Raw genomic sequence first — 14387 nt, 5'->3', positions numbered from 1 at the left:
ATTTATTTAACCACATAGTTGTGAAATTTCATTTAGAATTTTCTCTTTTCTTGTTTCAGAAACCCCTAAATGATCTAAGAAAAAACTATCATTTTTTAGTTCTCTACAGAGCACAACATCTCTACTTAATAAAAACTGTTTTTCTCTATTTGTAAGTAGTGTAGATACTGTTATTGGGTATAATCCTAATCTATCAATTCTGTCTTTTAGACCATTGTTATTTGGATGATCCCAGCTCAATAAATACAAACCACAGCAATTACCATATTGTAATGCATCTTTTGTGAATCTAGTGTTAGTTACAACCCATCCAGGAGTGAGTACTTCTTCATTTTTTGAACTTTTAATCCAATGCGCTTTAATGTCTTGAAATCGTGAGTTGATATACAATGGGATTTTGACATTGCAATTTAGACCTTGTTCACTATGAAATTTACATTCTATAATAGTTGCTTCGGAATTTTTAAAAGCTATAACATCTATTTCGTGTGATACACATTCACCTTGTAAAATGGTACCAACCTTAGTCTCAAATCCTGAATATCTTAAAATAGCACTCACAAAACGCTCAAAAGGAAAACCAGTAGGTCCTAACTCATAAATAGCTTTTTTGAGTTTGTATTTTGAAGCGAGGAAACTTTTGTTTTTTTTAAGTAAAGCAAAAGCTCTGTTATAAATCTCTTTGGTAGAAATGCCTTGATATAACTCATCACGAACTTTATCTAGAATTTGATTAACAATAGTGTCATCTGCTCCAGTTCTCTTTAGGGAGGATCGTAGTTTGTCTAGTGAGAATTTTACTTTTTCACCAGACGATTTAATGATTTCTATATTCTGAATGTCCATACTTACATTTTAGCCTCGCTAACTAATAAAGTTATCAAATTTTAATTTGATAAAAAGAAATCTCTTGTCCAGGCTTTTACTTGATTGTCTGTCATGCTATCTGTCTTTCTCATTCCTTTTATTTTGGTACTCAGAAGTTTGTAGTTTTCATGTAATTCATCACTAAACTTTTCATTTGTTCCTGCAGGACCAAAAAGGACCAATTCGTCACTATCATCAATTTTAGTTGTGATATCCTTAAAATACTGTTTTAGTTGATGTTTTTCTCGTTCTAAATATTTACTGTCTTGCACAACGTCTTCTGGTCCACCTTTTTGTCGTGTTCCTGAGCCACCATGAATTTTATAGTGCTCTACGTTTGATGAAACAATTTGAAAGGTTTCATTTTCATTTTCTATGGTTACAATGAGTGCTTTGTCTTTGTCTAACCAGATACCTGTTTTTTTCATTTTTATTTATGTTTTAGTTTCTTAAATCGTGCATTGCTAATATGGGTACATTTAGATGAAATGAGATTTCCTTTACCAAAGCATTTGTGAGTATACTTCCAAAAAAAGTATGTTTTTTGTTAATAAAAGAAACCATGTTACTGCCTCTACTTTCAACAAAAATATTGATAGAACTCATTACATTATTATGGGATAAATCATGAAATTTATAATTGCATCCTTCCAAAATATCTTCTAATAATTGTTTGTTTGCTTTTTGAGTTTGATCTAACTCATTTTCTTCACATACATGTAGAATAATGATTGTGGCATCACTGTTTTTAGCGATGTCTATTAAGTAGCTTAACTCTCTTCTTTTATAATGCATTTTGTAATTAGTAGGAAAAACAATTTCTTTTGGCAATTCTATTTTTGCTTTTTGAGGCACAACTATTACAGGGCAATTACGTACTTTTTCCATGACATATATTGCTGTACTGCCAAAGGCTGTTGCTCTAGAATGTGTTTCACCTTTTGTACCCATTACAATCATCTCAATATCCTTTTGATCTACAATGTTTTTAATAGCTTCAATTGGGTTGTTAAAGACAGAGACTGTTTTAAATTCATGCTTTGGGTTTTCATACTCAGTCATAGCAATCATATCATATGTTTTTGCTAAGCCATTTTCTGAGTTTAATTTTGCAGTTTCGTATAACTCGCTTCCAGGTTCCATTCTCATTATGCTGTCCATAAAATTACTTGGAGAAGAGAATACATTAAGTAAATAGAAAATACAATGGTCATTTTTGTACAGCTCTATCGCATAATGTAAAGCTTGAGTAGCGTTCTTTGAAAAGTCTGTTGGTATTAAAATTTTTCGTTTCATGCTGATTGTTTTAGTTTGTACATAAAAATACATCACATAAAACACGCTTAAAATGATATATATCAGATTTTTAGGCTGGAATAACTAAAAAAGGAATTAATGGATTAAATCCAATATTTTTTATAATAGGTTCTTTAAATAAATTTTCAATAAAACTGTGTTTGTAGTTGACCATAACAAGTATATTTATACCTAGTTCTTCAATAAAATCAGTAATTTCAACTGTCTTTTTTGCATAATTTGGCATGAAATGAAAACTTGTATCATAGTTCTCTAATTGGCTTTTTAGTGTAGCCATATTATACTCTTCAATATCAGTAAGTTTTTCTTTGGTAAGAATACAAACTGGCATAATTTTAGAATTGTATAATGCTGTTAATTCTTTTAATGGTGTTAATTCCTTATCGCTATAAAAGCGACTAAAATCTGTAGGAAATGCAATTTGTTTTGGTTCTATAAAATCAAACTCATCTGGAACGACTAAAACAGGACAGTCTTTTATTTTTTTTACAACCTGAATAGTATTACTTCCCAATAAAAACTCCTTAGCACCTGTGGCACCTTTTGTACCCATTATTATAAGATCTATTTTGTGCTCTTTAACAGCAGTTTCAATAGTGTCTAGAAGTGATTCAGAACTAAAAATAACTTGAAACTCATGATTCGAATTTGTATTAACAATTTCTGCTTGTTTTTTCAAGTCTATTAATTCTTTTCTTGCTTCTTGCTTTAATTCATCTATAAGATGTGAAGTGATATAGGTTCTAGTTGTTGATTTGGAAAAGGACCATGAGTTTAGAAAGTAAAATGTGCACTCCTCATTGGCAAATAACTTTAATGCATAAACAGCAGCACTCCATGCATTGTCTGAAAAATCTGTAGGTAGTAATATGTTTTTTTTCATGGCTAAAAGCTTTAATTTATCTTCGGAAATTAGAGTTTATAATTACATTTTGAAATGATGTAAATCAGTAATGAACTATATTTTTGAAGGCAATACTAAAAACGGAACATTTAAATGAAATCCAATTTGGCTTATGGTATTCTTAAAAAATAAATTTTCATAAAATGAATGTTTATTATTAATCATCGCAAGTAAATTTATTTTATGCTTTATTTGAAATTCATTAATTGCTTCTGTAATATTCATGCTTTTAACATCGTGAAACAAAAAGGCAGTATGTTTGAAAATGGATTCTAAATTTGATTTATTGTTTTTTTGAGCTTCAGTTAATTCATTACCCGTTGAAATGTGCATCGCATTTAATCTAGACTGATTATTTACAACTATTTCATTAAGAATATTAATTTGTGTGTTTTTATAGTTTACTTCTAAATCTGTTGGAAATAAGATTTCATGTGGTGCTTCATATGTGAAATTTGAAGGAATCGCTAAAATTGGACATTTTACTTGTTTAAATACATGTACTGTGTTTGAGCCAAACAACACTTCTTTTGATCCAGTAGCACCTTTAGTTCCCATGACTATGAGATCTATATTGTGTGTATTGACAAACTCTTTTATACCCGAAGTTAAAGTGTCAAATCTTGCAAAGCTTTCAAATTTGTGCTTTGCATTGTTTCCAAACTCATCTGAGATTTTTAAAACAAACTTTTTCAGGTTTTCTTGAGAGGTGTTTCTAACAACATCACCTAATCCTAATTGTGCTGGATAGCCAAGTACATATTCAGCATGATAAACAACAGGTGTATATGTGTTTAGTAAATAAAACGTAGACTCTTGATTTTTAAATAGTTGTATTGCGTATTTAATGGCATTCCAAGAGTTTTCAGAAAAATCTGTAGGTAAAAGAATATGTTTCATAATAGTGATTTTTAAGTTTTAAAATCTAGCTGTATTTTGCATTGCTAATATTGGTATTTCTAACCCAAGACTTACTTTATCAATTGTAGAAGGAAATAGCATATCCTCTAAAAATGAGTGTTGAGTGTTAATCATTGTGATCATATCAATATTATTTTCTTTTATATGAGTTTTTATAGCATCTGCTATTTTCTTACTGTCTTTATGACAAAAATTAACTTCATTGTCACGTAGTGTATCTTTTATGAAGTCTTTATTATCTTCTTGTCGTATCGATAAATTATTACTTTTAGATACGTACAATACGTCTATTGTACTTCTATATGATTTTGCTAATTCTGATAATAGTTTTAGCTCACGACGCTTATAAGGAATTAGGTAGTTGGTTGGGAATAAAATACGTTTAGGTTGTGTATTGGTATAATTGGAAGGAACTGCTAATACTGGACATTCTACATATTTTAAAACTTGAAATGTCTGACTTCCAAATACGATATGACGTTCATCAGATTTGCCTTTTGTTCCCATGATAATCAAATCTATATTTTTATCATGAGCAATTAGGTTAGCTTCTTCTACAAGAGTGTTATATGCCGAAATGATATGATAAGTAAATCTAGGGTTTGGTGCAATCTCTTTAACCGTTTTTAGTAGCTTCTCTAAATTGTTTTGAGATTCGTTTCTAACGCTGTTCAAAATGTCGTCGTAAACTTCACGAGAAAGCAATTCGTCATGGTCGTAAAATTCATTTTGATATGCATGCATAAAATAGAATTTAGTTTTTTGGTATTTAAAAAACTCTAAGGCATATTTAATAGCATTCATTGAATTCTCAGAGAAATCGGTAGGAAGTAGTATAGATAACATCGTGATTATTTTTAGTATTCATTAGTAAAATTAAATAGTTAACTACATAAAAACTATGATATATATCAGATGTACATTATTAAGTAACCCTTACTATTATTACAACCACTTTTTTGAGGAACTTTATAATCTTTGCTTTCATATCTATAGATGGTAATTCCTTTTAGTTTGTAGTATTTTGTTTAAATGAAGCTATTTTTTTCAGAAATAAATAATAAACGAAGATGAGTTTTTGGGAATATTATTAAAAAAAGGAACCCAAATATTAATATTTTGGATTCCTTTAAAATTAATAGCAACTTCTTTTTAAGAATCCCTATTCTTAATAACATAGTAAATTTAGGACTTATAAATTTAATTGAAATGATATATATCAGTTTGAATTTTGCTTCTTTATATAGTTAAATATTAACGCTTTGGTTAACTCTCGCGTTTCTGTATTTACTGTTATTATATTTAAGTTCTATTTGTGTGTCTTAATTTTAAGGTTTACACGGGAATGATATTATAAACCACGTTAAGCAAAAAGATACCTACAAGAAATAATAAGGTATAAACCACTTGCACAAGCTTAATATTTGTGATTTCTAACCAAACCACTGTTTTTTTTGGAAACACAAATAAAGCTAAACCTAGATATAGTGATGACCAACCTATTAAAGTGATAATAACTTTATAGTTTGATTCCCAAATATTATGAAATAAAATATTTAGTAATCCAACAATAATAGCCAAGAAAGAAAAAATGATTAAGAATTTTTCATCATTAAGATCATTGAATATTTGTTTAATACGTTTTGGGTTTAGGCTTAATATTAAAAAGAAAATAATAAGATACCAGCCCCAAAACTTTGCTAAAAAAATTGATTCATTCATAATTTAAAGTTATTTATTCGTGTAATACTAAAAATGGAATATGTGTATGATATGTTATTTTTTCTACTTTGGAATGGAATAATATACTTTGAAAATAATTTAGGTTTTTGGCAACCATAACTATCATATCAATGTTTTTGCTCTCAACAAAAGATTGAATAGCATCTTCTACTTTTTTATTAATAAGAGAATGAAAACTTGTGTTGAAATCTTCAAAATAATCATTCAATACATCTTTATTTGTGAGTTGTTCAGTATTTAGTTTTATGTCTTTTTTATTTATATGAATAATATGCAAACTAGCTTTTATAGTATTTAGAATATCTGTAAAAGGTTGAAGTATATTTATATTATAAGTGAAGTCGTAATCTGTTGGGAATGCTATTTCATTTAATTTAGAAAATTTAGCATGTTCTGGAACAACTAGAGTGGTACATTTTACTTTGGTAATAACATCGCCAGAATTACTACCAATAATATATTCTTTGAGCCCTGAGGCACCTTTAGTACCCATTATTATCATATCAATTTTTTTGTCATCAACATACTTTCTAATAGACTCTACAAAAAAGCTGTAATCAACCATGGTGTAAAATTTGTGCTTTTTGTTATGCTCAAGGTTATCGCTAATTTTCTTTAATAATTCTCTTAGTTTTTTCTTAGATGGTTTAGTGTAGATGTCTTCTATGACCTCTTGATTAGGTATGTAGCTAGCATCTCCAATTATAACATTTTCTAATCTATTAACATGAATTACATAAAAATTACAGGCTGTATTTTTAAATAATGCTAGTGTATACTCAATAGCATTCCATGAGTTGTCAGAAAAATCTGTAGGCATTAAAATATTCATCATTTAAATTTCTTTGTATAAACAAATCTAAATGCAAGTCAGTTAAAAAAGAATGATATTCGTCATATTAGAAAAATATGCAATATACTTAGGAAATATCTTGTAATTTCTGAAGATTTAAAACTCTAATATTTCTACCTTCCATTTCTATAAGACCTTGTTTTTTAAAATCAGATATGGTTCTAATTAATGTTTCTGTAGCTATGCCAGCAACGCTAGCCAAATCATTCCGTGAAATTTTAATGGGATCTTCTGGTTTTGAATTTATTTTATCAGCAAACCTTAAAATAGTAGAAGCGGTCTTTTTTTGTACAGAACTGTATGCCATTTGTAAAAGTTGATTTTTAACACCTGTAAGATCATCAGTTAACATTTGAATAACTTCTAAAGTTAATTTATGATTGTTATCTAAAACCTCTTTTAAATCTGTTTTAGAAACACCTACCATTTCTAAATCCTTAATAGCTGTTGCTGTTTCCCTGTAAGGGGTGTTTTGTGTAAAAGAGGTGTAGCCAAAAAGATCATCCTCTTTATGAAGTGCTGTAGTGAGTTCTTTTCCTTTTTCATCAAATTTAAAACACTTTACAGCCCCATTAGTTATTAAATATATGAAATTAGAATTATGACCTTCTTTATAAATTATATCATTCTTTTTATAATTAAAAATGGTTCCATTATCATCAAAGAAATTTTTTAAATCATTTAATGTTCTTAATTCATTTTCAGCATTAGAAGTCGTATTTCCAAAAGATTCCCTCTCATCTTTTAAGATAGACGCTTTAGCAATCCTACTTTCAATAGCGCTTATAATTTCATCTTCACTAAAGGGTTTTGTGATGTAATCATCTGCACCTAAATCCATACCTTTTCTTACATCTTGACGTTCGGTTTTTGCAGACAAAAATATAAAAGGAATAAACTTTGTTTCATCTTGTTTAGATAATCCCTCAAGTACACCATAACCATCAAGAACAGGCATCATGATGTCACAAACAACAATGTCTGGTTTATGCTTTTTTGCCATTTCAAGACCTATTTGTCCATTACTTGCTGTTAGCACTTCATAGTCTGACAGTTCTAAAATCTCGGCAGTATTTTCTCTTAATACTGTATCGTCTTCAATCAATAGTACTTTTTTCATTATTGCGCTTTGTTTGGAAGTTCTATAGTAAAAATTGAGCCTTTATGTTCTTCACTTTCAAAAGTAATAGAGCCATTTAAGTTTTCCAAATGATCTTTAACGATATTTAGTCCAATTCCTGTGCCTTGTAATAGTAAAGCATTTTCTGCTCTAAAATAACGATTAAATATATTCTTTTGATCCTTCTTTGGAATACCAATTCCATTATCTATTATTTTGAAAATAGTATTGTTTATGTTTTGAGTAATATCAATATCTATAACCGTGTTTTCGGAGGAGTATTTGATAGCATTATATATCAAATTTGATAAAACTAATTCTAAAATTTTTTCATCTTGATATAATGAAAGTTCATCAATATCTTTTGGATAATTAATTTTCTGACCATCTTTTAATAACATGTTTGCACTATAAATGACTTCATTTAAAACCTTACTTAGTTTAAATGTGGTGAAATTATAATTGATTTTGCCTTTTTCTAGTTTTTCTATGGAAAGGAAGTCGTTCAAAATTTTGTTAAGATATTGTACTTTGTCAGTAATCGTTTTTATATGTTTTTCTCGTTTTTCTTGCTGCTCGGTTAATTTATATTTGTTTAATAATATTGTAGAAGTTAATATACCACTCAAAGGTGTTTTAAACTCATGAGACACCATAGATAAGAATTTAGTTTTTAGGTCGTTGAGTTCCTTCTCAACAACTAAGGCAGCTTTTAATTCTTCAGTCCTAATCGAAACTGTTTTTTCTAGTTTTTCTGTATAATTTTTTTGTTCCGTGATGTCTAAAATAATAGCGACATACACTTCTCTATCACCTAATTTAGAACGTTGCACATGAACGTTCACTGGGTATGTGCTTCCTGATTTTCGCTGGTGTACCGTTTCAAATTCAATTTTTTCAATATTTTCTTGATTAAGTAATTCGAGCTCTTTTCTAAACTGAGATTCTGTATAATTAGGTTTAATATCTACAGGAGTCATAGTAATAATTTCCTCTAAACTATAACCTATATTTTTTTGAGCGCCATAGTTCGCATTTGTAAAATGTAGTGTTTTAGCATCAAACACATAAATCTCATTCAATGATTCTAGAATAATTTTTGCTAAATGATTTTTTTCTTGCTCTAATTTTTTTCGTTCAGTAATATCAACAATCAAGGCCATGATAAAATTATTGCCATAAACAGTAAAAGGGTTTAAACTAGCTTCAATAGGAAAAATACTACCGTCTTTTTTTGCACCAAAAATATCCCGACCATGTCCCATTCGACGTTGTTTATGGTCTTTTACGAAACCTTTAAAGTGGTCACCATGTTTTGCATGATAATTTTGTGGGATTAAAATATTAAGTGGTTGGTTAAGCAGTTCTTTATTGTTGTATCCAAACATTTGCTCTGCAGATTTGTTGGTTTCAACAATATTTTGATATTCATCAACAACTATAACACCTTCTGAAATGGAGCCCAGTAAAATATTAAAAATCTCTTTATCTTGTTTGAACATTTTTGAGGGTTGATTTAAAGAAATTTAAAGATAACTAATCCTATTCAATAACAAAAGCAATTACTAATCTTAAGTTTTGATGTGTTATTTAACTGATTTATATCATTCTTTTAATGCAATGATACATCTATTTTTACTGTATAAATGAAAATGCATAACATGACAACTCAAAAGAAATTAACGCTAACATTTTATCAAAACCTAGGAAAACTATTTTATGCTATTGCAGCATCTGATGGTAATGTAAGAGATGTAGAGTTTGATACATTAAAGGAGTTTGTGAAAAAGCAATGGTTAAACATTGATGAAATTGAAGACGCATTTAGTACTGATGCTGCCTATCAAATCGAAATTGTTTTTGATTGGCTAAAAAACGGGAATGAACTTAACGTTCAAGCATGTTATGATGATTTTATAACTTATAAAAATGATCAAAGCCATCTATTTACTGAAGAGGTTAAAAAAATGATTTTAAAAACAGCTTCTTCAATAGCGTATGCTTTTTCAGGTATCAATAAAGGAGAGTTAATCATGCTCGCAAAACTAGACATGGAATTAAAAAAATCTTAATTATGAGTTATTATTTTACGACGACTGTTAATGGTCGTTTTGAGGCTATAGAAAAGAGGGTAGTAGAGCTACTAAAAAATGAAGGATTTGGTGTACTTACAAAAATTGATATACAACAAACCTTAAGTGATAAACTGCAAGTTGACTTTAAAAAATATACAATTTTAGGCGCTTGCAACCCACCATTTGCATATAAAGTATTGCTGGCAGAGGATAAGATAGGGACGATGTTACCATGTAATGTTATTATACAAGAGCATTCGCCTAATGTAATTGAAGTCTCTGCAATTAACCCTATGGTTTCTATGCAAGCTGTAGATAGTAAAACACTTGGTGAAGTTGCTCAAGAGGTAAGTCTTAAATTAGAGAATGTTATAAATAAGATAGAAAATGAAAAATAGTTTTAACAATATAATAAATTCTGAAACACCTGTTTTAGTAGATTTTTTTGCTGATTGGTGTGGACCATGCAAAATGTTGGCGCCAATATTAAAGCAGGTTAAAGAAGAATTGGGAGACAACATAAAAATCATAAAAATTGATGTAGATAAAAATCAGCCTTTAGCAGCTAAATACCAAGTTCGTGGTGTGCCTACTATGTTATTGTTTAAAAAAGGGAAACAAGTGTGGCGACAATCTGGAGTACTTCAAAAACAAGATATTATTAATAGTATTAACTCAAATTAAAACGATATTATGAAAACTTATAGAAAATTTAAAAAAGCAATCATTTTATTTATAGTTATTGTATTAATTCCAATCTTTGGTTTTACACAATCTATTGAACATCTTGATTATATCTCACCTATCCACGATGGTTTTGCAGCGATCAAAAAAGATGGCCAATGGGCATTCATTAATGCTAATGGAGATATGGTTGTGAGTTTTAGAAATGATTTAGTTACTACTAAATTAGACCAAGGAAGTTATCCGGTTTTTGTAGAGAATAGATGTTTAATTCAGGAAAAAAAAGATGGCATTTCTTATTTTGGTTATATAGATCCTTCTGGTAAAACCATTATTGAACCTCAATTTTTAAATGCCACCAATTTTAATAATGGAAATGCAATAGTATTAGAATTGGTAAAAGAAATTACGGGTAGAAATGCAGCTTTAAAAAAAGATATTGTTTACTATAAATATTTTGAAACCATTATAGATAAGAATGGCGAAATAAAAAGGTATTTGAACCCACCAGGTGTTAATATCGTTTTGGACAGAGAATTTTTGAGAGAACCACCTAAAATCAATTCAAAACGACTATCAGATAATCTATATGCTATTCTGAATAAAAATAAAAAATGGTCATTAATTACTATCAAGAATTAAAGCATGAAAAGTAATTTAAGTTTGGGTAGTATTTCTGGAATTAAAATTAAAATCCACTGGACATTTTTCTTCTTAATTGCTTGGGTTATTTTTGATGAGCTAAAACGAGGTGGTAGCACAGAAAGTGTTTTATTTAATGTATCTTTTATATTGGCAGTTTTTCTTTGCGTTGTGCTACATGAATTGGGTCACGCTTTAACAGCAAAATATTTTGGTGTTAAAACTGAAAAAATAACATTGCTTCCAATAGGTGGTATGGCAAGTTTTGATAAAATTCCAGAATCTCCAAAACAAGAACTTCTCATAGTTATTGCAGGTCCTTTAGTTAATGTTGCTATAGCTGTTTTACTGTATTTTGTAGTTCCAATAGGAGACATATTCAATCAAAGTTTTACAGATACTTATGAACTATTTGTGAGTTTTACATTTCAGAATTTTTTATTTTTTCTGTTTATAGTTAACGTTGGTTTGGTGTTGTTTAATTTGATTCCTGCTTTTCCTATGGATGGCGGACGATTATTAAGAGCATTATTAGCTCTAAAAATAAATCGAGCAAAAGCCACACAAATAGCAGCAAGTATAGGTCAATTTATCGCAGTTGTATTTTTATTAGTTGGTTTGCTTTATAATCCGTTTCTCATTTTTATTGCTTTGTTTATTTTTTTAGGAGCTTATGGCGAAAATCAAATGGTACAACATATGGCATTACTTAAAGGTCATACTGTTGAAGAAGCAATGTTACTTAATATAACAACATTCAATCCTAAAGATTCTTTAGACCTTGTTGTTAATAAGATAATTTCTGGAACTGAAATTAACTTTGCTGTAGTTGAAGAAGGTGTCGTTAAGGGACTTTTATATCATAGACAAATAATTGAAAATTCTAATAAGAATACTTTAGTTGAAAATGTGATGGATACAGATTTTAAAACGGTCAAAAACACAGATGATCTCAAATCAATATATCCTCTTATTTATGATAAGAAACAAAAATTTCTTCCAGTAGTAAATCAAGGTAAACTAGTTGGAGCTATTGATTTTGTAAACTTGAATGAATACATATTGTTACAATCAAAATTAGCGTATTAAAAATGAAACAATACGTTGCTATTGCTTCTATTCTAATAAATAACCTTTCAGTAATTATGGGAGATGAATCTAGGGTGAAATTGGATTGTCATAATGCAGAAAACGTATTCAATATTTTCATGTAGTTGAGTGCCAACAAAAATTAATCGCTTTAACTGATAACTCATGATAAAGATTTAGCAAATAAAACGAATAGAATCAACTCAATTTAAGATGGTAAAATTCTAGTTTAGAGTTGTTTGCTTGAATATAAAATTTTTGTATCTTTGTTAACCGTTTGGTTAAACCATATAGTTGAAATGAAAAAAACAAAAAACGAAAATACCGAAGAACAAATATTAAATGCTGCGAAAAATATATTTCAGGCTAAAGGAATGAATGGAGCGCGTATGCAAGAAATTGCAGACAAAGCAGGTATTAACAAAGCTATGCTTCATTACTATTACAGAAATAAACAGTTGTTATTTGAAGCAGTTTTTAAAAATGCGTTTTCACTATTAGCTCCACAATTAAATGCGGTTTTAAATGATGATTCTTCTATTGAAGATAAGGTGAAAAACTTTACGTTAAACTATATAACGTTTATTGTTAAGCATCCTTATTTACCTAATTTCATTATCCAAGAACTTAATAGAAATCCTGATTTTATTTTGAAAATGAAAGATAATCCAGGTTTTCCGAATCTTGAAAAATTTAAGAAACAAGTTAAAATTGAAGTTGAAAATGGCATTATAAAACCGATTAGTGCAGAACAATTGTTTATGAATATTATGGCTTTAAATATTTTTCCATTTGTAGCTAAACCATTAATCATGGCATTTACAAATACAGATGATGAAGCTTACGAACAATTAATTGAAGATCGTAGAACAGAAGTTTCCGACTTTATTATTAATTCGATAAAAAACACATAAAATGAAAAAATTAACAATCATTTTAATTTTTATAATCACATTACCAAGTGTTGCACAGCAAAGCATCACTTTGGAAGAATGTTATAATTTAGTGACCGCAAATTACCCTTTAGCAAAACAGTCGCAACTATTAGATGCACAAAACAAACTGGATAAAGCTATTATTTCTACTTCAAAATTACCACAATTTAGTTTAGATGCACAAGCAACATATCAGTCTGATGTTATTGAAATCCCTATCCCCAATGCTAATATCGAGCCATTAAATAAAGACCAATATCGTGCAACACTCTCTGTCAATCAACTAATTTATAATGGTGGATTAACAGATGCTTCTTTAAATTTAAAATCTACTCAATTAAAAACGAAACAAAAGCAGATTGAAGTCAATCTGTACCAATTAAAGCAACAAATCAATCAACTTTATTTTTCTGTTTTATTAGCACAAGAGTCGGAGTTGTTGTTAAATGCAAAACAAACACAACTAGAAGCTAAACTTAAAGAAGTAAAATCAGGTATTAAATACGGAGTAGTTTTACCTTCATCTGATAAAGTTCTAGAAGCCGAATTATTAAAAATAAACCAACAATCGCAAGAACTGTTAAGCAATAAAATGTCACTTATTGAGACACTTTCAAGTTTAATAAGTCAACCATTAGACGTTTCTACTCAATTTCAAAACCCACTTGTAAAAACTCAATTAAATTCAGAATTAAAAAGACCTGAATTAGACTTGTTTCAATTCAAAAAAGAAGAAATAGAAAACTCTGAAAGTTTAATTGCCAAACAAAATTCTCCAAAATTACTTGGTTTTGCAACGGGAGGTTATGGTAATCCAGGATTGAATATGCTCGATAATTCGTTTCAACCATTTTATACTGTTGGCGCTAAATTAAATTGGAACGTATTTGACTGGGATTCAAACAAAAAACAACGACAATCCATAGCAATCAATAAAGATATTCTAGATAACGAAACCGAAATTTTTAAACTAAATACCAATATAAAACTGAATCAACAGAAAAAAGAAATCGATAAAATTGAAACTTTTATTATTTCAGATTTAGAAATAATAAACCTTAGGAAAGAAGTGCTTAAATCTGCAGATTCACAACTTAAAAATGGTGTGATTACGTCTTCAGCATATATTACAGAACTCACTAATTTATATGAAGACGAAAATACATTGGTAAAACATGAAATTCAGTTACAACTCGCAAAAGCAAATTATAATGTCATTAAGGGGCTATAAAAATAA

The 14387-nt window shown here is 28.9% G+C and carries 18 protein-coding genes; 8 read left to right on the top strand and 10 right to left on the bottom strand.

Going from position 1 to position 14387, the window contains the following annotated elements; all coding sequences use genetic code 11:
* Nucleotides 1–6 precede the first annotated feature (6 nt).
* From IM744_RS17000 to IM744_RS16955, 10 genes are all read right to left on the bottom strand, one after another.
* Nucleotides 7–846 carry an ATP cone domain-containing protein gene (locus IM744_RS17000; RefSeq protein ID WP_194509372.1) on the bottom strand — a complete coding sequence of 280 codons (840 nt, stop codon included), beginning with the start codon at nucleotides 844–846 and terminating at the stop codon, nucleotides 7–9.
* A gap of 41 nt (nucleotides 847–887) precedes the next feature.
* The gene (locus IM744_RS16995; RefSeq protein ID WP_194509371.1) at nucleotides 888–1295 is read right to left on the bottom strand and encodes a hypothetical protein; all 408 of its coding nucleotides are present in this window, start codon (nucleotides 1293–1295) and stop codon (nucleotides 888–890) included.
* Nucleotides 1296–1308: 13 nt separating this feature from the next.
* Complete coding sequence (locus IM744_RS16990; RefSeq protein WP_194509370.1) at nucleotides 1309–2163, bottom strand: universal stress protein; 855 nt, start codon at nucleotides 2161–2163, stop codon at nucleotides 1309–1311.
* Between the two features lie 70 nt (nucleotides 2164–2233).
* Nucleotides 2234–3067, bottom strand: a complete 834-nt coding sequence (locus IM744_RS16985) for a universal stress protein (RefSeq protein WP_194509369.1) — start codon at nucleotides 3065–3067, stop codon at nucleotides 2234–2236.
* 75 nt (nucleotides 3068–3142) lie between these two features.
* A complete protein-coding gene (locus tag IM744_RS16980; protein WP_194509368.1) occupies nucleotides 3143–3988 on the bottom strand; it encodes a universal stress protein in 846 nt (281 codons plus the stop codon).
* Nucleotides 3989–4006: 18 nt separating this feature from the next.
* Complete coding sequence (locus IM744_RS16975; RefSeq protein ID WP_194509367.1) at nucleotides 4007–4855, bottom strand: universal stress protein; 849 nt, start codon at nucleotides 4853–4855, stop codon at nucleotides 4007–4009.
* A 489-nt stretch (nucleotides 4856–5344) separates the two neighbouring features.
* Complete coding sequence (locus IM744_RS16970) at nucleotides 5345–5731, bottom strand: hypothetical protein (protein ID WP_194509366.1); 387 nt, start codon at nucleotides 5729–5731, stop codon at nucleotides 5345–5347.
* A 13-nt stretch (nucleotides 5732–5744) separates the two neighbouring features.
* Complete coding sequence (locus IM744_RS16965; protein ID WP_194509365.1) at nucleotides 5745–6587, bottom strand: universal stress protein; 843 nt, start codon at nucleotides 6585–6587, stop codon at nucleotides 5745–5747.
* 85 nt (nucleotides 6588–6672) lie between these two features.
* Complete coding sequence (locus tag IM744_RS16960; protein ID WP_194509364.1) at nucleotides 6673–7725, bottom strand: response regulator; 1053 nt, start codon at nucleotides 7723–7725, stop codon at nucleotides 6673–6675.
* Nucleotides 7725–9227 (bottom strand): sensor histidine kinase, encoded by a 1503-nt coding sequence (locus IM744_RS16955; protein WP_194509363.1) that lies wholly within the window; start codon nucleotides 9225–9227, stop codon nucleotides 7725–7727. The genes IM744_RS16960 and IM744_RS16955 overlap by 1 nt, the downstream gene beginning before the upstream one ends.
* 159 nt (nucleotides 9228–9386) lie before the next feature.
* Between IM744_RS16955 and IM744_RS16950 the strand changes: the two genes are divergently transcribed.
* The 8 genes from IM744_RS16950 to IM744_RS16920 all read left to right on the top strand — a co-directional run bounded on the left by IM744_RS16950 (nucleotide 9387) and on the right by IM744_RS16920 (nucleotide 14381).
* Nucleotides 9387–9797, top strand: a complete 411-nt coding sequence (locus tag IM744_RS16950) for a hypothetical protein (RefSeq protein WP_194509362.1) — start codon at nucleotides 9387–9389, stop codon at nucleotides 9795–9797.
* Nucleotides 9798–9799: 2 nt separating this feature from the next.
* Complete coding sequence (locus tag IM744_RS16945) at nucleotides 9800–10198, top strand: DUF302 domain-containing protein (protein ID WP_194509361.1); 399 nt, start codon at nucleotides 9800–9802, stop codon at nucleotides 10196–10198.
* Nucleotides 10188–10484 carry a thioredoxin gene (gene trxA / locus IM744_RS16940; protein WP_194509360.1) on the top strand — a complete coding sequence of 99 codons (297 nt, stop codon included), beginning with the start codon at nucleotides 10188–10190 and terminating at the stop codon, nucleotides 10482–10484. The genes IM744_RS16945 and trxA overlap by 11 nt, the downstream gene beginning before the upstream one ends.
* Nucleotides 10485–10493: 9 nt before the next feature.
* Nucleotides 10494–11126 carry a WG repeat-containing protein gene (locus IM744_RS16935; RefSeq protein WP_194509359.1) on the top strand — a complete coding sequence of 211 codons (633 nt, stop codon included), beginning with the start codon at nucleotides 10494–10496 and terminating at the stop codon, nucleotides 11124–11126.
* Between the two features lie 3 nt (nucleotides 11127–11129).
* Complete coding sequence (locus IM744_RS16930) at nucleotides 11130–12215, top strand: site-2 protease family protein (RefSeq protein ID WP_194509358.1); 1086 nt, start codon at nucleotides 11130–11132, stop codon at nucleotides 12213–12215.
* Nucleotides 12216–12217: 2 nt separating this feature from the next.
* On the top strand, nucleotides 12218–12340 hold the full coding sequence (locus IM744_RS20815; protein ID WP_262893015.1) for a hypothetical protein: 123 nt from the start codon (nucleotides 12218–12220) through the stop codon (nucleotides 12338–12340).
* A 174-nt stretch (nucleotides 12341–12514) separates the two neighbouring features.
* A complete protein-coding gene (locus tag IM744_RS16925; RefSeq protein WP_194509357.1) occupies nucleotides 12515–13129 on the top strand; it encodes a TetR/AcrR family transcriptional regulator in 615 nt (204 codons plus the stop codon).
* 1 nt (nucleotide 13130) lies between these two features.
* A complete protein-coding gene (locus IM744_RS16920; protein ID WP_194509356.1) occupies nucleotides 13131–14381 on the top strand; it encodes a TolC family protein in 1251 nt (416 codons plus the stop codon).
* The last annotated feature ends 6 nt before the right edge of the window (nucleotides 14382–14387 follow it).

Origin of the sequence: Psychroserpens luteus, assembly GCF_015319355.1 — a bacterium.
Taxonomy (GTDB): domain Bacteria; phylum Bacteroidota; class Bacteroidia; order Flavobacteriales; family Flavobacteriaceae; genus Psychroserpens; species Psychroserpens luteus.
The sequence above is the reverse complement of the archived record's forward strand: the minus strand, read 5'-3'. Positions and strand labels throughout refer to the sequence as shown.